Genomic DNA, 20,156 nt, shown 5'->3' on the forward strand with positions numbered 1-20,156 from the left:
TTCCCCATCGGGATACTCTTCTAAAAGATAGTAGCAAACGTTATCAATGGACATTGAGTTTAAGGCTATATAAAGTAATAACAATCACAGATGGCTACAAGCTCAATGAGCTTTAACGCGGCTTTTGGATCGAATCACTCACTTGAGTCCCTGTATAATTTGGAATCCAACCTTCTGCGTTGGCGCAGCCCGCCGCAGACATCGCAAAATAGCGTATCCCTTTGAATTTCAACGATGCAGTTGGGCTGCACCAATGCTCAACGCCGGCGGGGATATAAAGATAGTCTTGTGCCTGAACTAAAAGCTGTACTTGGCTGCCATCATGTCTCACGAAGCCATAAATCATTTCTCCTGCCAACACATAGAGGGGTTCAGCCGCAGGATGAGTATGGTAACGGCCGTAGGTTGCGATCAGGTGGTGAAGATTGAACGAACCTGGATGCACATTTAGTAAATCACACCAGAGAGCGCCATTTTCTTGCTGAAGAAATTCAAAGACGCTGTTATGGAGTTCTACACAATAACGTTTCTCGGACTCAGTTAAAACGTCCTGGTCTAGCAGATTAGGGAAGAGTAGCGATGTTCCTGGGTCGTAGTGTTTGAGTTGAATGCCAAGAGGCGCAAGTTCACGAGCTATTTCGCCTAAATCGCTCTCAATTGTACCGTCGTCAAGTAGTAGGTTAGCCATGACAAAAAGACTAATTAACTGTTAAGAAGAGTATACTCAATTTTGAGATGAAAAGCCACTATTCCCGATTGATAAACCGGGGAATGGGGAATAGGGAATGGGGCATAGGGCATGGGGAATGGCGAGAATTATTGAACAAATTCCTTCCTTGTCTCTTCCCAATGCCCCTCAGGAGTGCTGAGTGCTGAGTTGTGAATCTCACTTATTACTCGAAACTAAGAACGGGCTAAACGCCCTGCTATCCATGTACGGAACTCGGAACTGTTTCGCCCAATGCCCATCAAAAGAATAAATTTATCGCCAGAATGATGCTTATTGGTACCACTAGCATCTAAGCTAGTACGGGTGAACTATATCCAGCATGGAATGTCTGACTTAATTCTGTTTTGGCATCGGCGCGATTTACGCATTTCTGATAATACGGGACTGGCTGCGGCAAAACAGCGGAGTCCGAAAGTGGTGGGCGTGTTTTGCCTTGATCCGAATCTTCTAGAACGGGATGATGTTGCTTCTGTGAAAGTAACTTATATGATTGGCTGTTTGCAGAAACTCCAAGAACGATATGCTCAAGTTGGTAGCCAGTTGTTAATACTCCACGCCGATCCTGTACAAGCGATACCAGCTTTAGCAGAGGCAATAAATGCCAAAGCTGTTTTTTGGAATTGGGATGTAGAGCCTTATTCACAAGAACGCGATCGCACTATTATAAATGCCCTCAAAGAAAAAGGTATTGAGTTTCTTAACCAAAACTGGGATCAAATCCTCAACTCCCCAGAGGAGTTACGCACGGGTAGTAACAGTCCTTACACGGTTTACACCCCCTTCTGGAAAAATTGGATTACTAAACCGAAGGCTCAACCAGTAGAAACACTGCAAAATGTTGAGGGATTAACGGAAGCCGAACAGGAAATTGCCAAACTTGCAGGAGCCTTGGCACTACCTTCAGCTAAAGATTTAGGATTCATCTGGGATGAACAATTAATTATTTCACCAGGAGAAGCGGCGGCACAAGAACGGCTAGAGGAATTTACTGCTAAAGCTATTACTGAATATCAAGAACAGCGTAATTTCCCCGCAGTTGACGGTACATCACAACTGAGTGCAGCTTTAAAATTTGGCGTAATTGGCATTCGCACCGTTTGGCAAGCCACGATAGAAGCAATGGAAAACAGCCGCAGTGAAGAAACAGCTGTTAATATCCGCACATGGCAACAGGAATTAGCTTGGCGGGAGTTTTATCAACACGCAATGTATAACTTCCCCGAATTAGCTGATGGTGCTTTCCGCGACAGCTTTAAGAACTTTCCTTGGGAAACTAACGAAGAACACTTTCAAGCTTGGTGTGAGGGGAGAACAGGCTACCCCATTGTGGATGCAGCAATGCGCCAGATGAATCAAAGTGGCTGGATGCATAACCGCTGTCGGATGATTGTTGCCAGTTTCCTCACTAAAGACTTGCTAATTAATCCCCAATTGGGAGAAAAATACTTTATGCAGAAGTTGATTGATGGTGATTTATCTGCCAATAATGGCGGTTGGCAATGGAGTGCTTCTAGCGGCATGGACCCCAAACCTGTGCGGATTTTCAACCCAGCCAGTCAAACACAAAAATTCGATCCAGATGGGGAATATATTCGGCAATGGGTGTCAGAATTGCGGTCTGTAGATACAGAATATTTAGTTACTGGTAAAATTCCACCTTTAGAACGTCATGCTGTTGGTTATCCCGATCCAATTGTGGATCATAAAATACAACAACAGCAGTTTAAATTGCGTTATCAACAGCAAAAAATCCTTAGTAGTGGTCAGTAAAATTGCTAATTTTTTAATGTTTATTTATACTATGTTTGGTTAATCAAGGTTCCTTCAAAAGTGTTTGTAGTCAGGACTTAAATCCTGATTTTGTTTGTATAGTGCTTCGGACAAAGGACTAAAGTCTTTACTACAAACGTATAGGCATTTTGACAAACATCATATTACGTCTTTACAGGTAAATGAGAAATTGTCCATAAGATGAGCAGGAAGATTAAGTAAATTGCGCCAACTAATCCAAACTCAATCAGAGGAATATAGGTTACTTCGTAAATTCTGCCCAAGCCGCGTTCAGTCAATCCATAAACGGCAAGTACACTCACTAAAAAGGCTCCGTAGATAGTGCGTTTAGTCAAGATACCCACAGGTAAACCGTGGAGTTGAGTAAGCACCAGAATGCCAAGAAAACCAAAGAGAAATGTGGGCCACTTGCTTTGTCCTAGCATCAATGAAACAATAACACTATGTAAAAAAACTGAAATTTCTAAAGTGAATGTCCACCAACGGTTTATATGGGTGCGGTTAAAAATCAACGAAGATTGGAGCAGAAGCAAGAACATATAAAGAAAACCGATTAAGTGCCCCAAAGTTGCTTCCATTGGATGGTACCAAAAGGTGTAGATAGCGGCGAAAGAGAAAAAATAGCCGTGGTACAGTTTGATAATTTGCAAAAACTGTTGATGAAATGGAACAGAATTGCCAAAAAACAAACCGCGTCGAGGTGTTTCTAAAATCAGTACAAACACTAGGAGAAGTACAACTGCACCTTGAGAAGCCCAAATTGAAGTATCTTGAGCTAGAGCATCATACCAAATATATGTTTGCAGAAAGTGTAAAGCAATGAATACACCATTAATGGCAAGCATGAGGTAATTTATCGGATGCAACGCTGATTTGTATTTCAACTGCGATCGCTGCGCCCACAAGATACACGCCCAGATGCTAAACTGATGCCCAAGATACATTCCCCAAGCCGTCGCTCGACTCCAAAATGTTGGTTGGGGAAGCTTCCAGTAGTACCAGTTTAATCCTTGGTCAGGAAGTTTGATGATGCTTGCAGGAATGCTCCCACCGATCCAAATTGCATAGGTGAGGAGGATGCTTACAAAGATGCCTAAAAATAATACTCGGCGACCTGTCATAATAATTCGTAATACTCGCCAAAGGCGAGAAGCAAGCTACGTAATTCGTAATTCGTAATTTTTAATTTAGACCTAGATTTTTAGGCTACACGTTCTGTTTTTGATTCAGATGCCCTTTTAGTTACTCGCAAACTAAGAGTCAAAGCTACTACCATTACTAAAGTTCCACTCAAAAAAGGTGCAGAACTCCCAAATTTCATAAAACTAACCCCTGCCCACGTTGGCCCAGCGATGCGTGCTAATGCAGAGCAAGAACTGGCAATTCCTAATATTTGTCCTTGTTCTTCTGGGGGTGTCATCTGGGAAATCAAGCTGTTCAATATTGGTTGGCTGACACTAATTCCCCATGCCATAAGTGTGGCGGCGACTAATAATAAAATTAAGCTTTGTGAGAATCCAATTAACAGTAATCCTAAACCTAGTCCTAATATTCCTAAGATAAGTAACTTGATTTCACCTAATTGTTTTTTGAGAAATCCGATTAATCCTCCTTGAATGATTGTGCTGACAATCCCCATGAAAGCAAAAAGATAACTAGCTTGCTGAGGGCCCCAATTTAATTGCTGCTTAGACCATAAAGCCAACGTAGAGTCCATAGCTGCAACAGCAAAGGTGACTAAAAAGTAGATGCCAACAAGCACACAAAACTGTGGACGCTGTGACAGCTGTAGCAAGTTTAGCCAACGCTGACGGTGGCGATAAACTTGGATTTTGGCTTTAGTCTCAGAATTTAGAGATTCTGGAAGTAATATCAAAGCACAAAGAAATGCTAATAAAGATAATCCGGCTGCAAACAACGACGGTAGATGAAAGTTAGCGTTGTTCGGATCTGACCCGATTAGAAGACCTCCAATCGCTGGGCCGAGAATGAAGCCAAGACCAAAAGCTGCTCCGATTACACCCATGCCACGAGCTCGATTACTTGGCGTGGTAATATCTGCTATGTACGCCTGAGCAGTGGCAATATTCCCTGACATAATCCCGGCAAGACTACGAGCAATAAACAAAATCCATAGGGAGTTGGCAAAACCTAAGCCTGCGTATGCAATTACCGAACCGAATAAAGTGAGTAATAAAATCGGACGGCGACCGTAGCGATCGCTAAATCTGCCCCATAATGGTGCAAATAAGAACTGCATTAAAGAATAAATAGCTACAAGTAAAGTCGCTTCATTAGGTTTTGCACCAAATTGTTCAGCATACAAAGGTAGTATCGGCAGAATAATTCCGAAGCCGAGCAAGTCTATAAATACAGTCAAAAATAAGACGAATATAGCCCTGTTATTATTTTTACTCTCCATCTGTACAATTCCATTTTATAAAAAAGATGTCTAACTTGGATTAGTTTTAAGGACATCAGGGAACGCTTGATTGTCAAGAGCTATTGATTATAAACAGTCATCAGTACAAACAAAATGTTTGAATTTCAGTGTGGTTAAGCAAAATAGCATGGAACAAACCCATGATAAAAATCAAGCCAATAATACTACTAATGAAAGCAACTATAATTTCGTGCTTCCGTATGGCTTTTTGTATCTTAGCGTCTATGATGTTTTCTAATTCTTTGTATAACATTGACTTAAATTTGGTTAAAGACAAGAATTATCTGGAACTTACGTTACGTACTTACATAAGTTTGAGTATGTCCGAAATCTCTAACTTATTAAATGAAAACTATTTCGATGCTGTGGGAGTATCAAGTATGTTTACGTCGTTTCAAAACAGCACTTGAAACTCCAAAAGCTAATATCGCTAAGGTATAAGTTGGTTCGGGAACTGCAAGAATGCTTACCTGATTAATAGCCAAGCCATATTGTGGAGCAGAACTGCTAAAAACAAGTCGTGAGATGTTTGGAGTATCACTACGAATCCCCAAGAATACTGCCGAATTATCTAATGCTAAAGACGAAAAATTTGGAACGGAGAAAGTACCCAATAGGTTATTGGCGTTATCAAAAGCGGCGATCGAATTTTCAATTTTCAATTTACCAGTGTCTACAGCTATCTGAGTTCCAGCGCCAAAAACTGGCTGGGCAAAACTAATCGAAAAAGGCTCGCCGTTCCCCTTAGTTCCAGGATCGGGAGTACCAGGAGGAAGAGGGATAAAACCTGTTGGATCTATACCTCCGAAGAGAATAAAATCACCTAGACCGAAGTTACTCCGAATGCCAGGTGAAGGTAAAGTTTGAAAAACAAATGGTGGAGTAATTTGAGGCTTATTAGTTGGAGTTATATTTATATCCAAGCCTAAACCACGTTGCGATGTCGCTGAAAAAGAGTTAGGTAGAAAAGCAGAAAAATCAGGAGCAGAGGGATTAAAGACTTTACCTAAACTTTCCCAATTAACTTGATCATTGCCTCCTAAAGCAGCGCGCTCAGTTACTAAAAATGTAGCGGCTTTAACTGGTAATGGGAGAACCGTTATTATGGCTGTGATTGCTGAAAAATATTTTACAGATAACTTAAATAATTGATTGATCGCAATTCCCACAAGGTTTTCTCCTTAATTTTTTAAAATAGTATCATCAAAATGCAACAATTAAATATTCACAATGTAAACAATGCCTTGCTCAACTCGAAAGAGTTAAAGCAACTGCTGCGAGCGCACCAACTCACCTGAGATTTTTCATTACGGTCATTATCAGCCTGTCTTCTCCACCATCAATTAGGTTATTCCAGACTGGCGGAGATATTGTTATTGCCTCCACAAGCACAAATCCGGTCGTCATTACTAGTACCCAGCAATAAGTTGTTGTTAGGAGTACCAACAATAATAGATGTAAAATATTTCTTGATAGTTTTATATGTCAAATGTAGTTAACATTCGTAATACTGGCATAATACAAATATCAAAATTATAAATTTCTGATGAAATCTACCTCAAAACAGTTAATTCTATTTTATATCTCTGATGGAATAAAAATGCGATTATTTATTTTTTGAAATTATTTAATTTCTTCAAGGTTATCAAAAATGGGGGCGCTATCGTGTTGAAAATATAGGCAAGCAATAAAATATAGGACTCATACAGCAGATTTCAACTTCTCTAGGAACGCGAACAGTATGTCGGAGACAGAGGCTACATCAACGTCAGGTAAAGAAATATCTCACCCACGCGATCGCGCACACCCAAACTCAACTCTTAGCGCACTGATTAGGCAGGCAATGCCCGACGTGTTCGCTTCCCACGATGAAAGCAAGGGTGGTGAGGGTTGAGTTCGGGTATACTTCCAACAAATAGATTATGCAATATTGTGGGGTATTTTTTTTATTTGTCAGTCCCCTATGGCAATTTATAGCTACCAACACGTAGATTTAACTGACCTTGGCGCGGGTTATGGCTGAATATAAATGCGCCTTCTTCGCTTTCCCCACTAGATAAAAAGTCGATCTGTTGCTCTCCTGTTTCTGTAACTTTGCCGTTAATCAGTAACTCAGCCATAATCTGAACTGACTCAGCTGTATCTCCTCCACTATTCACAACTTCAAAAGGAACATAAAACTGGCCATTAATTTCTCGAATTGTTTGTTTTTTAGTAACAGAAAGGATCGGAGGTTGATTTTTTTCGTTCAGCCAAGTGTAGCCTACTAGACTCACAATGATTGCTAGGATGAATGAGGCGATGCTGAATGTTATCCACTCAGCTCTTGAGCGCTTTGGTTGTTGTTCTGTTTCAGTCATATTGCTAACCTTCCGGCTGCACCACCAATAGTTGCAGGTAAACCCAGTATCAATGTGTGATCTAACCACATTGTCCAAGGGTCGCTAAGAGTTAGTTTTTGAAAGAACCACAGCATGAAAGCGCCTGCTAGCAATGATACTAAGTAGGACATAATGGTTTCGCTTGATGGTCGTTGAAAAATTCCCTTTTGCTCTTTACGTTTTTGCTGGTTAGAAAAACCTGCCTGAAATACAATGCCATAAGAAATCAGCAAAGATGCGGCGATCATTGCCAACTCCCAAGGTGGAGAGGTTGCGGCTGCAAGCATAGGAATTTCATCTGTGGGAGCAATGTTAAATGCAATTATGGTTGCGCCAATTAGGGTTCCACCTACATCAGCAAAGGTAGCGTGTAACTCATCCCCTTTGTTCTTGGTTGTGCTATTTTCCCGATCGCTTGCTTGTCCTTTTCCATTACTGTTTTCAGTATCTCCTAACAACTGATTCGCTAATGCTACACCAAGAGCAAAGGGCACACTTTCAAAGATGATTTTACCTAAAGATTCCTTTAGAGAGGTTTCTGGTGTCAATTCTCGCAATAGTAACAGCACAAAGGTAGAACAAGCTAGTCCGATCGCGATCGCTTCGACGGTATCCATTGCGGCTTGATAAGAGAGCCAGCTATATCTGCGTTTCCGAAAGCCTTCTATCTGATTGAGTAAGTAAACCACAATAAACATTAATGCGATCGCCGTCATTATCAGTTGTGCTTTTGCCAGCGAGCCAATCCACCAAACCTCCATTGTGTACAGTAAAGGTATGCCAAATAAAAAACCTCCACAAGCACCTCGAATGATGTCATTAATCTCATTCTTCCAGACATTTTTTTGACTTTTTGTTGGCACTCCTTTATTTTCCTTTTGTTGAAAATTTGCTTTAACTTATACTAATTTTCTATGAAGGTGCATATAGCAGCCCTAAATTCTTCGTGAAAAGTTAGATCCCCGGCTTTTCAGATCCCCGGCTTTTTGAGAAGCCGGGGATCTGGACACCGCGAATTTATAATCTTTTCAGATTTTTGAAGGAGCGTGTTCTGTCGCACCCCGTATCTATCTTAAGATACATAATCTAAAAAATTCTTCTCTCGGTTGATGGAAGTCCAAAATAATACACTATTGTTAGTTTATGTAATAGGTCAATCAACTACAAGCTGGAAATAAAAACCATGAGTGCCGAAAAAAGAGTAGAAGCTACTGCAAAAAATATTGAAGGGAAAATTCAAGAGGTTGTGGGTGAAATAACCGGTAATCCACAAGATAAAGCTGAAGGACAAGCGAAGCAAGCTGAAGCACAAGTTAGTCACACTGTAGAAAATATTAAAGACGAACTTAAGAAAGCTTTAGATTAATTTACGTTTTTGGACTAGAAATAAAAATACTAGATTAGCGATGATTCGTTAACCATAGTTTAACATTAATTACTCCACTTACTTTGAGAAAGTGGAGTTTTTGTATTGTTAGTGTAATATTTGAAAGGGTAAATTACTAAAAAATTGGTTTTAGATTGGAAGTCTTGGCTACACGGGTACATACGCGCTAGCGGCTTCCTTTAAAATACGTTTAAGATGGAAAAATATCAATAATCATTGGGAGGAATCAATCGTCATGACTGTTATTGTTGCTAAGTGGACGATTGACGAATATCACCGCATGATTGATGCTGGCATTTTGAGCGATCGCAAAGTAGAACTACTTAAGGGAGAAATTGTTGAAATGTCGCCGGAAGGGGAACCCCATGCTTATTGTAGTCATGAATCGGCAGAGTATCTAGCGGATTTGTTAGGTAAACGTGCTGCAATCCGACAAGCCAAGCCTATCACCTTACCCAACGACTCGGAACCAGAACCAGATATTGCCATTGTCCAGCGTTTAGGACGCGAGTATCGAGAGCATCATCCCTATCCAGAAAATATTTTCTGGTTGATTGAGTATGCTAACTCCAGTTTAGAAAAAGATTTAGAGAGAAAAAGTAAAATCTATGCAGAAGCAGGTATTTTAGAGTATTGGGTTGTAAATCTCAAAAAGCTTCATTTAGTGGTGTTTCGAGAAATCTTAGATGGAGAGTACGCCACAAAATTGACATTGACTGCGGGAACAATTCAACCTCTGGCATTTCCAGATATTTCTATTGCGGTGGAACAGATTATTAACAGTTAAGGTAATTACAATATCTTTTGATGAAACCATATTCAATTGCTCTTCGCAAAAAAATAATATAGCGATCGCAGAGGCTTTAGAGACAGTAGGGACAATTCTGCCAGAGTTGTCCAGGAACTATGATGATGAAGATTATGGTACTGATGATTATGATGATAAAATTCGTAAAAACTGTAAAGTAGTAGGAGAAATAGCTCAAAAGTATGGTTCACCAAGGGGAATAATTCTTACTAATTAAGCATTTGATACTAAACAATAATGACTACTTAATCTTCTGGCAGTTCGCCAAATTGCTGACGATAACGCTCAAGTTGTTTTTGCGCTAATTCAAGCTGTTCTTCTGGAGTTTGATAGCGCTTTCCTTGTTGGTCATACCAATACAAAACCTGACGCTGGATATTACCAGATACGTATTGCCCTCTACCAATTCCTAAACCAATTTCTGGCATCCAAAAGGGTTCACCAATTTGCAATTGATAGCTACCATCTACTAAGCGATAAACTTCAAAAGGTTGGTGGCGATCGCGTTGCCAATACTCTGCATTATAAATAATGTAGTACAGTACCCCTAGCTTGGCATAGGTGTCTAATTTTTTGTCGTATTCTCCACCCGGAGTTAAGGAGACAATTTCTAAAGCCAGGATAGGTACAATGTTATTTTCTTCCCAAACAACATAGCTTTTACGAGATTTACCTTCCTTGCGGCGTTCTACACCTAAGCTCAAAAATCCGTCTGGTACAATCGGCACAAGTGGACTAACCCCTGTGGTATGGTAAACGCCCATATCCACGCTGAAAAACCAGTCATTACGGTTTGCCCAAATATATTGCAGCAAGAAGAGAAGCAGGTTGGGAATAAAGTTCTGATCTTCGTTATCCACAGGGGTATCGTCTGAACAAGGAAGTTCAGCACTACTAGGCAATTGATGGGGGTCTGATTTCACCATAAGTAATGATGGTGCTGGAGTGACCTAATGAGTTTTATTTTATCAAGAAAGGCAGAGGGCAGAATGCGATCGCCGAGGATTAAATTTATCTCAAAGAGTTTAGGCGTTGGTTGATCAAATATCGCCATTAATATAACGCTGATATATTTCCTCGCATATTCTTGAAACTGCTGCTCCTTTTTGGGTAATTGAATTTGCGAGATAATCTTTTGCCATATACTTGACATCAAGCAGACAGTTCATTTCTTCATTTATAATATCCCAAGCATTTTCTTTCTCCACAAAGTAAGCTGCTTCATACCAATCTGCTCCATGCAAAATTAGGTTAGTCAAATTGTCGTAACGCAGTGAATAGTCATTACATTCTGAGTCGTATATGCGTATAATGTTATTTCTCTGTGCATTAGGCACAACTGTATACAAAACTCCGCCGTTACACCAAAGCTGGAAAATAGGGAAACTATGTTCAAACCAGTATGCTTCTTCACGCTCGTGATAGCGAATTTCACCCATTTGCTCATGGTAAGCACTTACAGCTGCATTCAAAGACATGAATTCATAATTTTCAAATAGGAAATTATATCCTGATGAACCATTACGCCATTGATACAGTTCGTAAACCTCTTCAGGTAATTTAAATGGCAGAAATCTAGTACTTTGTTCAATATCTTCACGCGAAAGTCCTGGAGCTAGACAAGAAATTTGCTCAGGTCTATTTTTGGTAAACCATGTATGAATTCGTTTCAGTCCTTCAGTTAGTTCTGACATTTTACGCTCAAACTTTCCCAAACTAAAGAATCTAGTTTATATGCAGAACAATTTGGTAGGTTTTTCAACACCAATTGTGCAATTTATTTCCCATTTTGGCACGGTGACACTTAGAATAGTTTCGCTAGAGGCTTCCAGCCAATGTTGGAAAAGTCGGGAAAAAAGTCGGATTTACAGAATCTTATCCGAAAACTCCAGCAATATAACTGTAGAGTAATTTATAGTTGTCCCTAAAATCTGAACTACCCTTGTCGTTACACAATGGACGCTGAAGCAGCATTAGCATGGTTAGATGCCATAATTCCCCCGCAGACCGGGGAACGGTTGAGCGATTTGCAAAAAGTGATTCTTGTGCAAGTTTGGTTGGGTAGAAAATACTTGGATATCGCTCATTCTTACGGTTGTACGGAAGGACACGCTAAGGATGCTGGTTCGCAGTTATGGAAGTTGCTTTCTAAAGTATTGCGAGAAAAGATTACCAAAAGTAATTGTCGTGCTACTTTGGAACGGGTTTTGAGAAAAACGACTGCAATATCATCCAGTCTGATTGATTACTCGCGATCGCCACATCCCACCCCAAAATTAGAGGATACCAATTTTATTGGACGAACAGAAGCGATCGCTCACCTGAATACTTTGGTAAATCAAGGATCAAAAGTCATTGTTATCCAAGGTGAGGGAGGCTTAGGCAAAACTACTTTAGCGCAGCAATATCTCCATCAAGAATTTGACTTGGTTTTGGAACTACTGATGGCGAAGGAAACGCAAAATATCACCCCCGCCGAACGAGTTGTAGAGGAATGGCTCAAACAAGATTTTGATCAAGAACCTGGGGTAGAATTTGGTGTTACATTGGGACGACTCAAGCGCCAACTCCACAATCGGCGGATTGGGGTGTTAATTGACAATCTGGAACCTGCATTAGATCAACAAGGTAGGTTGATTGCTTCTCACCGCAACTATGTAGAACTATTGCGGGTGTTGGCTGATGCCAGGGTGCAATCTGTTACCTTGATTACTAGTCGCGATCGCCTTTGTGAACCGGGGCTAAATGTGAATCACTATCGGCTTCCTGGTTTGGATCAAAGCGCATGGCTACAGTTTTTTAGCAACCAAGGATTAGCCATCGACTCGCCAACCTTGCAAATCATGCATCGCACTTATGGTGGTAATGCTAAAGCAATGGGAATTCTCTGCGGTTCGATTCAGGAGGATTTTGGCGGTGACATGCTTCTTTATTGGCAAGAAAATCATGCCGATCCTTTAGCAGCAACAGACTTAAAAAATTTAGCGGTTAGTCAAATTAATCGTCTGCAAGCCCTCGATCCCCAAGCATATCGCTTACTTTGCCGTTTGGGATGTTATCGTTACCAAGATATACCCAGAATTTCATCACAAGGGTTGTTTTGTTTGCTGTGGGATGTCCCACCTACTGAACATCGGCAAATCATCGCCTCCTTGAGAAATCGGTCTTTGGTGGAGTGCGAAAAAGGCGAATATTGGTTGCATCCGGTGATTCGTAAAGAAGCGATCGCACGTTTACGCCCCAGCGATGAATGGGAAACTGCCAATCACAAAGCCGCAGAGTTTTGGACAACTAGTGTTAAACAAATTGAAACCTTTAAAGATGCTTTGCAAGCTCTGGAAGCATATTATCATTATATAGAAATTAATGAGTTTGAGTTAGCCGGTAAGGTAATTTTAAAAAGCAGAAATAATCAATGGCAGCAATTTTTGCCTCTTGGGAGTACGTTGTATCGGATGGGTTTAATTCAACCGATACTGGCGGCAATTAATCAAGTTGTTAACAATCTGGAAAATAACCAAAATATCAGCGAACTCTATAATATATTGGGCGATCTGTATTGGATAACAGGTAAAATTAGTCAAGCGATCGCTTGTCAAGAAAAGACTATTACACTGGCAACCCAATCGCTCAAATCACTTGTAACTCAGCCAGAAAATAAACATACAGTTTACTATCTGAGAATGCTAGAAGTAGATTCTTTATTAAGTATTGGTCTTTACAAAATAGATTTGTGGGAACTAGAGGCAGCCGCAAAGTTATTTCAACAAGTAATTTATCTGGCTCAAAATACCGAACATCATCGCTGGGCAGAGAAAGCTTCAGTCTGTTTAGCTTTGGTATATTCTTATTTAGGTTTGCGTGATGCCTCATTTGCATTAGCAGATGTAGCTTATCAAAATATTACGAACGAAAAACTAGTAGAACAAACTGGAAGATTTGTCTATTTCATGCAAATTTTAGGTCAAACCTACGTCAATTTAGGCGAATTTTCCCAGGCAAATCAGATATTCCAGCAAGCTTTGACTTTTGCTGAAGAAAGTCACTATATGCAGGTAAAAGCAAAAACACTCAATGGTTTAGCAGAAATCCATCGACAACAAACAGATTTTGCATTAGCCTTTGCTAATCATACAGAAGCAATCGAACTTCTTGACAAAATAGGTGCAAAGTGTGACCTAGCTGAAGCTTATTTTCAATTGGGTTTAACTAATCAAAAGATGGCAAAGCCTGATGAAAACCAAATGAATTTCACTCAGGCGATTCAGCTATTTACTGAAATCAAAGCACCCAAACAAGTTGAAAAAGTTTTAAACTGCGCTGCTCAAATCTGTGTCACCAGTCGGAGATTGGAAACGATGTAAAAATATTTGATTTAGTAGACGGCTCTGCAAACAAATCAAAGTAAATAATTAAAAGTTGACTCATGGACTTGGTGCAGTCCATTGAGAAGCGGTTTGATCGTACTTCCCTCGTATGGTTGCAGCGCGAGGACGAGCTGCTGCTAAAGCCGCTAGTTCATCGTCTTCCGAGGTATAGTCTCCAAAATCTACACCTAATAAACCACCATTACCTAAAATCCCGATACTCTTCAAATGATCCTCAATATTATCTAAATCAAGAATGTCAGAGTCATCATTACTTAAAGTTCCCATCCACATAATCCAAATATCTTTTTCTATTTGATCGACTCCAGGTTTAGTAGGGTCATAAGCCAAAATAGAATTACCAAACGCACTCATCGCAGTTGATTTTTGTCTCAATTCGCTAAAGACACTTGCCATTCCATTAATGCGATCGTTCATGGTATTAGTTGCTGTTAGTATATCTGCTGGCGAATATGACGATGCACCACCAGCAATTTGTACCCTGATTTCTGCAATTAATCGCTCAAGAATAACGGTATTTTTATGTAAATTTGCTAATACTTTATTGGTTTGCAATGCACCACGATACATTGATGCAACGTGTTGCCAAATATTACTTCGCAGCATATCAGGTGAAAGACCACCAGGTTGTAAATCACTGCCTCGCGTTGTGATGGCATCTGATAAAGCAAGAGCTATTGTGGAAGATGCAGCTGCTTGTAAAAATGAAGAACCAGCTGCTGTACCTGCATCCGCTAGAGTGAGAGCAAACCATGCACCTGCGGTAGAAGGAGCAATATAGGCGGCAGCAAGACCTGCTAAAACACCCGTTCCTATTCCTAAAAATATTCCTCTCCAAAGAGTTTGATTTTGTGCTTCTGCTCTTCCTTGACCAATTACTCTTGAGTAATTGCTGTAAGCCATATCGTAATTTATGGAGAAAATTCTTAATTTTGTACTGATTAAATCAGTATTTACTACAGATAAATCCACATAAATACTACCTAAATTATGACAAGCATCAATTAATCTTGCATTAGCTTCCGTCAGTGGTAGTTTTGTGGAAAGTTCTGTAACTACTGGGTTTTTTGGCGCTCTCTGCAACACATCTCTCTGCAATACTCCACCTTTCTGTTGTCCTACATGAGTCAACTCATTATTTCCTAGCGATTTCCTTTGCCCAAAGTAAACATCGAGAGGCTTCGTTTGCACTTCTTCCTCTTGAGTCTGTTCTTCTTGTTTCATCTGCGGTTGCATCGCAGTATTAGGCATTGACATGACTCGATTAGCCACTCTATCGGCTTCCTGCTCATACTCGTCTCCTGGTTCTCCAACCGTCAGTTTTGCTTGTGGACGACGCAACGCTATGCTACTAATGTCGTGAACTGGCTTTTTTTTGATAGCTTGTGGTTCTAAGGATTGTTCGCCAGCAGATTGTGCAGCTTGCAGGTCGGTTGATACCTCAGAGGATGCTTGGATTGGAGCTTTATTTGCGGTGTCAAAGCCGCGCACTGGATTCGCCAGCGTTGGAGTTGTTGCTGAGATCAGCGACGGATTTGAAGTGGATGTACCTACTTTCTTAGACCCAAATATGCGTAGGCGTAGCCCGTCGTAGACATTGCTCATCTCACATCCTCAATGCATATTTTTGAATCAGATTATACAATTTCTTTAGTGGCGATCGCTATCGACTTAAGTATAAATTATTCTTTGCCGGCTGTGGCTCTGTGTGAGCGAGACTTGTAATTCTTAGAAAGCTGGGATGAAAAGCTGGGGCGATCGCTTTTGCAGGTGAATGAATCTGGGTTAAGTTAGATTTATCTTGTCAAACTAGAAATTATTATGTCTTCTGCTCAAGATTTAGGAATAATTTTAGAAGACACACTAGAAGATGTTATATTTCCTCCTGGTGATTTATACAGTGATGAACCACCTTTGGAAACAGAACTTCACTTGCGGCAAATACTGCTGTTGATTCAGTGTTTGGAATGGTTGTGGCAGGAACGTCAAGATTTTTACGCTTGCGGTAACATGACGATTTATTACAGTCCGCGTCAGCGTAAGTCTGAGCAATTTAGAGGTCCCGACTTCTTTGTAGTTTTAAATACCCAACGCAAAATACGCAAAAGCTGGGTAGTTTGGGAAGAAGATGGCAAATACCCAAATGTGATTGTAGAGATTCTTTCTGACAAAACAGCTGCTACTGATAGAGGGCTGAAAAAGGAAATCTATCAAGATATTTGGCGGACTCCTGATTATTTTTGGTTTGACCCGGTAAGTTTAGAATTTAAAGGATTTCATTTATTAGATGGCCGTTATCAAGAACTGCAAGCAAATGAGGCTGGTTTGTTATGGAGTCAGCAATTGCAGTTATATTTGGGAGTTTATCAATCGAAGTTGCGCTTTTTCACTCCCGATGGACAACTGACACCCACACCAGAAGAAGTAGCACACCAAGAACAGCAACAGCGTCAACAAGCCGAACAGCAACTTGCCCAAATGGAGTCCATGCTTGCTCGCTATCGGGAAAGATTTGGTGAATTACCAGAGTAATTTTGTTTGCTATGGTAGTTGGCGTAAATACAGCCTGTCCTAGAAATCGTTCACAAATTTTACAACCTATCAAGCTATAGGAATCCGGTTTGATTCCTGAATTTACTTGCGTGGGCAGGGAACAGGAAAGAAGGCATAGATCCGTACTGAGTCTTGTTCAAAAATCAAATAGGAGTCCTATACAAGCATTTGCTATTAAGGCATCATGTAAAATCACATCCAGCCGCCAACTTCCGCATCAGTCAAGGGTTTCTCCAACTTACTATATTCTGTTTGAGCCGCCCGTAATACGTGTTTCATCTGCACTGCTTCCCCGGCATCGGCAGCCAGGAAAGCTGCATTTAAAGCAATGTTACGGATATTACCCCCAGCGACATTGAGCCGTGCTAGTTGCAGAGCATCTAAATCTGCGGTTGGGGTTTCGGCTGGAAAGACACGCCGCCAAATTTCGGCTCGTTGGGTTGTATCGGGGAAGGGGAACTGCACTACAAAGCGAATCCGCCGCAGAAATGCTGTATCAATTGCACTCTTCAAGTTCGTAGTCAAGACTGCTAGACCTGGGTAGTTTTCCATACGTTGCAATAGATAGCTAACTTCTATATTGGCATAGCGATCGCGCGCATCTTTAACTTCACTCCGTTTGCCAAATAAAGCGTCGGCTTCATCAAATAACAAAATCACTCCGCCTTGTTCCGCGGCATCAAATACCCGGCGCAAATTCTTCTCTGTCTCGCCAATATATTTGCTGACTACCGATGATAGGTCAATCCGATAGAGGTCGAGGCGCAATTTATGGGCCAGTACTTCTGCCCCCAAGGTTTTACCAGTGCCGCTACTACCTGCAAATAGAGCGCTGATTCCCAATCCCCTAGCACTCTTGCCCCCAAAACCCCAATTGTTATATACAGTACTACGTTGCCGTACATGAGCCGCAATTTCCCGGAGAACTTGTTTCTGTGCTTCTGGCAATACTAAATCATCCCAATCACCAGATGGCTCAATCCGTTGGGCGAGTTCATCTAAGCGCGGACGTGCTTGCACGCGGCAGGCATCCCATAAAATGCTAGTGATATCGCTTTCTGGTGTTTGTGCTAACTGTCCTGCGGCTTCTGCACAAGCAGCGCGAATGGTTGCGGCACTGAGGTTAAACTGATCCACTAGGGTTTTGACTTGCCCATTCATTTGCGATGCACTCGCCCCTAATGCATCTTGCCAAACTGCACCTTGTTCTTTGCTAGTTGGTTGATGTACATCAAAATTAACTACTAGGCGTTGTGATAAGCCGATGCGTTCCCGACTTGTGACTATTAAAAAGCCGTTTATGCGTTCGATGAAACGAGCGATCGCATTCAGCCGTGCTGTATCATTAGTATCCAGTTCGTTGCAGTCTATAAGTAAGGCACTCTTACTTAAAATCGTCTCGCGAGTCCACAGGCGGATGAGATTATCCAACTCGCCAGGTGCTAAAGGAATGACTTGTGCAGGCATTACCCACAAGCTTAAACCCTGAAGTTGACAAATTGTGGCGGCAATGTCACGTTTACTGGCAGTTTCACCACTAGATAACTGGACGATAGGCAAGCTATTAACCTTGTAAGCTTGTGACCAAACTGCTGCGATTCGCTCTGCTAAATCTTGATGCGAGGGTACTAAATCGCTAACCTCTTGTAATGGCTCAATAATACCAGCTAGCCGTTCGTCAAGATATTGAATACCCGTGAGATAATGTAAAATTCGCTCGTCAATTCTCAAGGGACTAAGAGTCAGGGAATGACCATCACCAATTTGAATTAACCGCCAATAACGTAAGGGAGCATTTGGAGCGATCGCATCCCAGTGGACGTTAGGTAAAGCTGCTAAAGCTAAACCCAAAGTTGGGTAAGCTCGTTGTGAATCGTCGTGAACTATAGCACACAATTTGGCAAAATATCCATTTAATTCCATACCCGCACACAACAGCAACAAATCACGTTCAAAGGATGAGAGGTTAAACATTTTGCAGACTCTCTCCAATGCCGATGGTGCAGGCATAGCAGCAGCGGCTTCCTGTAATGCCTGTTGTAAAGGCTCTTGGTTGTTCTCTTCAGGTTGATTTTGCTCTTTTGCCGTGTGATTTTCTAAAATACCACGCACCACGGCTAGGGCTGCTGATAAGTAATGGTAGTTTGCCTCATCCCAATTGTGATTAATTGTCGTAGCATTCATAAAATTGTCACCTGTGGCGAATCATATTCCCCAAACTGATTCTTTTGCAGTGGACTTTCGGCGCCATCTACCCGCGCCCGGACAATATAAGTTCCTGGCTTGACATTTTTGACTGGAATCGTGATTGCATCTGTGTCTTGAGTCGGTGGTATAACCAAGAAAGAATAACCTACCGGACTATCACCTGATACCTCATTGAGTAGCAAAACTACCCGCTGTGCCTTACCTACTTTGGGCTGGAATTTAACGGTAATTTCTGCTGCACGTAAATTGTCGCCGCTATTTTCCACTTGAGCGACGAATGCTGTAATTGTTGGATGTAAGACAAAAGCCGCAACGTTTGATTCAACTAGATGATTCGTTTGCCCTGCATTGCCCATTGTTAGATGTACAACTTGGACACCCTGTACCCTTGCGTATAAATCTGGTGGGACTAACAAGCTGATTTGCGTTTCTTTTACTTCTTGAGGTACTAGTAATGTCTCCGTATTGCCGAAACGAACTCGTGTGATTTCACCGCGTAACCGTTTACCACGAATTACTAGTGTTGTACCTGTAACAATCATTTGTTCAGTCTTGGCCGGAGCTATAACTTGCTCTATATTCGGTTGAGACAAGGGCATCATGTAAAAATTTTCAGACTTGTCATTGGCACTTTCAATCAATACCATTGACGCCAAATAGGTAGCTGAAGGTCGATAGTGTGTTTGTAAAGCAGACCATAACTTAGAAGTTTCTTCCATGTTAAAAAACTCTGGAGTCAATTTGATCTGCCCAATTTGTTCAGCTAAATCAGATACAGACACACTTGCTACAGCTTGCGAAAAAGCACTTGAAGTATTGGTTGTAGATGCATTTATCAAAGTATTTTCAATAATATCAGATGTGATCGCTGGTGTTTTGTGTAATAAATGCATTGCATAGCCAAGTAAAAGCTCTGCCTGAAAATCCTTGGCTCCATAGGCTGTTAGTAAGTAGTGGAGGTCAAGAGCCAGCGGCGGAGTCCGAGAGCGCGAGTTTCCATTAATAGGTGAGTGCCTGCTGCGAAATTCTTGAGATACCCAATCGACATTCCGATTTTGCGTTACTTGATAGAGAAAGAGATTGATTTGAGCGCGCTCGTCAGCTTCAACTGAAATTCGATCGGGCGGTAGGGCAGTTACAATCACATCACCAACACTAGCAGCGATCGGATCGCTGACTAAGGCATTTTCCAGCAAGACTTTTAGTACTGCTGTCACTGCGGCTATAGAGAGCACATTACTCATCCTCATTCCTCATGGCAATAGCACATATTAATCATGTACGCCATAGCACATTGACAGAATATATTTTGCAAAACTTTAAATATTCTGTGACGCGGATTGTCGTCGAATTTGCGTTAACTTAACATTAGAAACAAATTTCAACTGCCATAAGTCTTAATTTTAAACATTTCATCAAATTTCTAGTATTACTTTTATGTTAAGCTGAGTATAATTAGAGAATTGC

18 protein-coding genes are annotated in these 20,156 nt (G+C 41.1%); 7 read left to right on the forward strand and 11 right to left on the reverse strand.

Features of this window, described 5'->3' with window-relative positions; genetic code table 11:
• Window positions 1–112: 112 nt before the first annotated feature.
• Window positions 113–688: a cupin domain-containing protein gene (locus HWQ42_RS20180; RefSeq protein ID WP_292815448.1), complete on the reverse strand. Its 576-nt coding sequence runs from the start codon at window positions 686–688 to the stop codon at window positions 113–115.
• A gap of 366 nt (window positions 689–1,054) precedes the next feature.
• Between HWQ42_RS20180 and HWQ42_RS20185 the strand changes: the two genes are divergently transcribed.
• Window positions 1,055–2,500, forward strand: coding sequence for a deoxyribodipyrimidine photo-lyase, 8-HDF type (locus HWQ42_RS20185; RefSeq protein WP_292815450.1), 1,446 nt, complete (start codon window positions 1,055–1,057; stop codon window positions 2,498–2,500).
• Between the two features lie 164 nt (window positions 2,501–2,664).
• Here HWQ42_RS20185 and HWQ42_RS20190 read toward each other — a convergent pair whose 3' ends face one another.
• From HWQ42_RS20190 to HWQ42_RS20200, 3 genes are all read right to left on the reverse strand, one after another.
• Window positions 2,665–3,642 carry a hypothetical protein gene (locus tag HWQ42_RS20190; RefSeq protein WP_292815453.1) on the reverse strand — a complete coding sequence of 326 codons (978 nt, stop codon included), beginning with the start codon at window positions 3,640–3,642 and terminating at the stop codon, window positions 2,665–2,667.
• An 80-nt stretch (window positions 3,643–3,722) separates the two neighbouring features.
• Complete coding sequence (locus HWQ42_RS20195) at window positions 3,723–4,943, reverse strand: MFS transporter (protein WP_292815456.1); 1,221 nt, start codon at window positions 4,941–4,943, stop codon at window positions 3,723–3,725.
• Between the two features lie 395 nt (window positions 4,944–5,338).
• Window positions 5,339–6,133, reverse strand: a complete 795-nt coding sequence (locus HWQ42_RS20200) for a hypothetical protein (RefSeq protein WP_292731303.1) — start codon at window positions 6,131–6,133, stop codon at window positions 5,339–5,341.
• A 572-nt stretch (window positions 6,134–6,705) separates the two neighbouring features.
• On the opposite strand from HWQ42_RS20200, the gene HWQ42_RS20205 reads away from it, so the two are divergent.
• Complete coding sequence (locus tag HWQ42_RS20205; protein WP_292815459.1) at window positions 6,706–6,858, forward strand: hypothetical protein; 153 nt, start codon at window positions 6,706–6,708, stop codon at window positions 6,856–6,858.
• A 67-nt stretch (window positions 6,859–6,925) separates the two neighbouring features.
• On the opposite strand, the gene HWQ42_RS20210 is transcribed toward HWQ42_RS20205, so the two are convergent.
• Window positions 6,926–7,324, reverse strand: a complete 399-nt coding sequence (locus tag HWQ42_RS20210; protein ID WP_292731307.1) for a TIGR02588 family protein — start codon at window positions 7,322–7,324, stop codon at window positions 6,926–6,928.
• Window positions 7,321–8,208, reverse strand: coding sequence for a TIGR02587 family membrane protein (locus HWQ42_RS20215; protein WP_292731308.1), 888 nt, complete (start codon window positions 8,206–8,208; stop codon window positions 7,321–7,323). The genes HWQ42_RS20210 and HWQ42_RS20215 overlap by 4 nt, the downstream gene beginning before the upstream one ends.
• Before the next feature lie 320 nt (window positions 8,209–8,528).
• On the opposite strand from HWQ42_RS20215, the gene HWQ42_RS20220 reads away from it, so the two are divergent.
• From HWQ42_RS20220 to HWQ42_RS20230, 3 genes are all read left to right on the forward strand, one after another.
• The gene (locus tag HWQ42_RS20220) at window positions 8,529–8,711 is read left to right on the forward strand and encodes a CsbD family protein (RefSeq protein WP_181930064.1); all 183 of its coding nucleotides are present in this window, start codon (window positions 8,529–8,531) and stop codon (window positions 8,709–8,711) included.
• Window positions 8,712–8,967: 256 nt separating this feature from the next.
• A complete protein-coding gene (locus HWQ42_RS20225) occupies window positions 8,968–9,519 on the forward strand; it encodes a Uma2 family endonuclease (RefSeq protein WP_292815463.1) in 552 nt (183 codons plus the stop codon).
• Complete coding sequence (locus HWQ42_RS20230; protein WP_292815466.1) at window positions 9,491–9,757, forward strand: hypothetical protein; 267 nt, start codon at window positions 9,491–9,493, stop codon at window positions 9,755–9,757. Before HWQ42_RS20225 ends, HWQ42_RS20230 begins: the two co-directional genes overlap by 29 nt.
• Window positions 9,758–9,785: 28 nt before the next feature.
• Here HWQ42_RS20230 and HWQ42_RS20235 read toward each other — a convergent pair whose 3' ends face one another.
• Together HWQ42_RS20235 and HWQ42_RS20240 are read right to left on the reverse strand one after the other, a co-directional pair.
• Window positions 9,786–10,466 carry a Uma2 family endonuclease gene (locus HWQ42_RS20235; RefSeq protein ID WP_292815469.1) on the reverse strand — a complete coding sequence of 227 codons (681 nt, stop codon included), beginning with the start codon at window positions 10,464–10,466 and terminating at the stop codon, window positions 9,786–9,788.
• Between the two features lie 114 nt (window positions 10,467–10,580).
• On the reverse strand, window positions 10,581–11,234 hold the full coding sequence (locus tag HWQ42_RS20240; RefSeq protein WP_292815471.1) for an SMI1/KNR4 family protein: 654 nt from the start codon (window positions 11,232–11,234) through the stop codon (window positions 10,581–10,583).
• Window positions 11,235–11,495: 261 nt separating this feature from the next.
• On the opposite strand from HWQ42_RS20240, the gene HWQ42_RS20245 reads away from it, so the two are divergent.
• Window positions 11,496–13,904: an NB-ARC domain-containing protein gene (locus HWQ42_RS20245; protein ID WP_292815474.1), complete on the forward strand. Its 2,409-nt coding sequence runs from the start codon at window positions 11,496–11,498 to the stop codon at window positions 13,902–13,904.
• 60 nt (window positions 13,905–13,964) lie between these two features.
• Here HWQ42_RS20245 and HWQ42_RS20250 read toward each other — a convergent pair whose 3' ends face one another.
• A complete protein-coding gene (locus HWQ42_RS20250; protein ID WP_292815476.1) occupies window positions 13,965–15,533 on the reverse strand; it encodes a hypothetical protein in 1,569 nt (522 codons plus the stop codon).
• 216 nt (window positions 15,534–15,749) lie between these two features.
• On the opposite strand from HWQ42_RS20250, the gene HWQ42_RS20255 reads away from it, so the two are divergent.
• Window positions 15,750–16,460, forward strand: a complete 711-nt coding sequence (locus tag HWQ42_RS20255) for a Uma2 family endonuclease (RefSeq protein WP_292815479.1) — start codon at window positions 15,750–15,752, stop codon at window positions 16,458–16,460.
• A gap of 213 nt (window positions 16,461–16,673) precedes the next feature.
• Here the strand turns inward: HWQ42_RS20255 and HWQ42_RS20260 are convergent, their stop codons facing one another.
• Together HWQ42_RS20260 and HWQ42_RS20265 are read right to left on the reverse strand one after the other, a co-directional pair.
• A complete protein-coding gene (locus HWQ42_RS20260; RefSeq protein ID WP_292815481.1) occupies window positions 16,674–18,665 on the reverse strand; it encodes an ATP-binding protein in 1,992 nt (663 codons plus the stop codon).
• A complete protein-coding gene (locus tag HWQ42_RS20265) occupies window positions 18,662–19,933 on the reverse strand; it encodes a DUF4255 domain-containing protein (RefSeq protein ID WP_292815484.1) in 1,272 nt (423 codons plus the stop codon). The genes HWQ42_RS20260 and HWQ42_RS20265 overlap by 4 nt, the downstream gene beginning before the upstream one ends.
• Window positions 19,934–20,156: the final 223 nt, after the last annotated feature.

Source organism: Nostoc sp. JL23 (assembly GCF_017115065.1).
Taxonomy (GTDB): domain Bacteria; phylum Cyanobacteriota; class Cyanobacteriia; order Cyanobacteriales; family Nostocaceae; genus Nostoc; species Nostoc punctiforme_A.

Excerpts from the sequence above, each read along its gene's own strand:
- HWQ42_RS20245 (WP_292815474.1), top strand. The coding sequence starts at position 11,496 with ATGGACGCTGAAGCAGCATTAGCATGGTTAGATGCCATAATTCCCCCG.
- HWQ42_RS20225 (WP_292815463.1), top strand. The coding sequence starts at position 8,968 with ATGACTGTTATTGTTGCTAAGTGGACGATTGACGAATATCACCGCATG.
- HWQ42_RS20195 (WP_292815456.1), bottom strand. The coding sequence starts at position 4,943 with ATGGAGAGTAAAAATAATAACAGGGCTATATTCGTCTTATTTTTGACT.
- HWQ42_RS20265 (WP_292815484.1), bottom strand. The coding sequence starts at position 19,933 with ATGAGTAATGTGCTCTCTATAGCCGCAGTGACAGCAGTACTAAAAGTC.
- HWQ42_RS20210 (WP_292731307.1), bottom strand. The coding sequence starts at position 7,324 with ATGACTGAAACAGAACAACAACCAAAGCGCTCAAGAGCTGAGTGGATA.
- HWQ42_RS20255 (WP_292815479.1), top strand. The coding sequence starts at position 15,750 with ATGTCTTCTGCTCAAGATTTAGGAATAATTTTAGAAGACACACTAGAA.
- HWQ42_RS20260 (WP_292815481.1), bottom strand. The coding sequence starts at position 18,665 with ATGAATGCTACGACAATTAATCACAATTGGGATGAGGCAAACTACCAT.
- HWQ42_RS20205 (WP_292815459.1), top strand. The coding sequence starts at position 6,706 with ATGTCGGAGACAGAGGCTACATCAACGTCAGGTAAAGAAATATCTCAC.
- HWQ42_RS20185 (WP_292815450.1), top strand. The coding sequence starts at position 1,055 with ATGTCTGACTTAATTCTGTTTTGGCATCGGCGCGATTTACGCATTTCT.
- HWQ42_RS20250 (WP_292815476.1), bottom strand. The coding sequence starts at position 15,533 with ATGAGCAATGTCTACGACGGGCTACGCCTACGCATATTTGGGTCTAAG.
- HWQ42_RS20235 (WP_292815469.1), bottom strand. The coding sequence starts at position 10,466 with ATGGTGAAATCAGACCCCCATCAATTGCCTAGTAGTGCTGAACTTCCT.
- HWQ42_RS20220 (WP_181930064.1), top strand. The coding sequence starts at position 8,529 with ATGAGTGCCGAAAAAAGAGTAGAAGCTACTGCAAAAAATATTGAAGGG.
- HWQ42_RS20180 (WP_292815448.1), bottom strand. The coding sequence starts at position 688 with ATGGCTAACCTACTACTTGACGACGGTACAATTGAGAGCGATTTAGGC.
- HWQ42_RS20240 (WP_292815471.1), bottom strand. The coding sequence starts at position 11,234 with ATGTCAGAACTAACTGAAGGACTGAAACGAATTCATACATGGTTTACC.
- HWQ42_RS20190 (WP_292815453.1), bottom strand. The coding sequence starts at position 3,642 with ATGACAGGTCGCCGAGTATTATTTTTAGGCATCTTTGTAAGCATCCTC.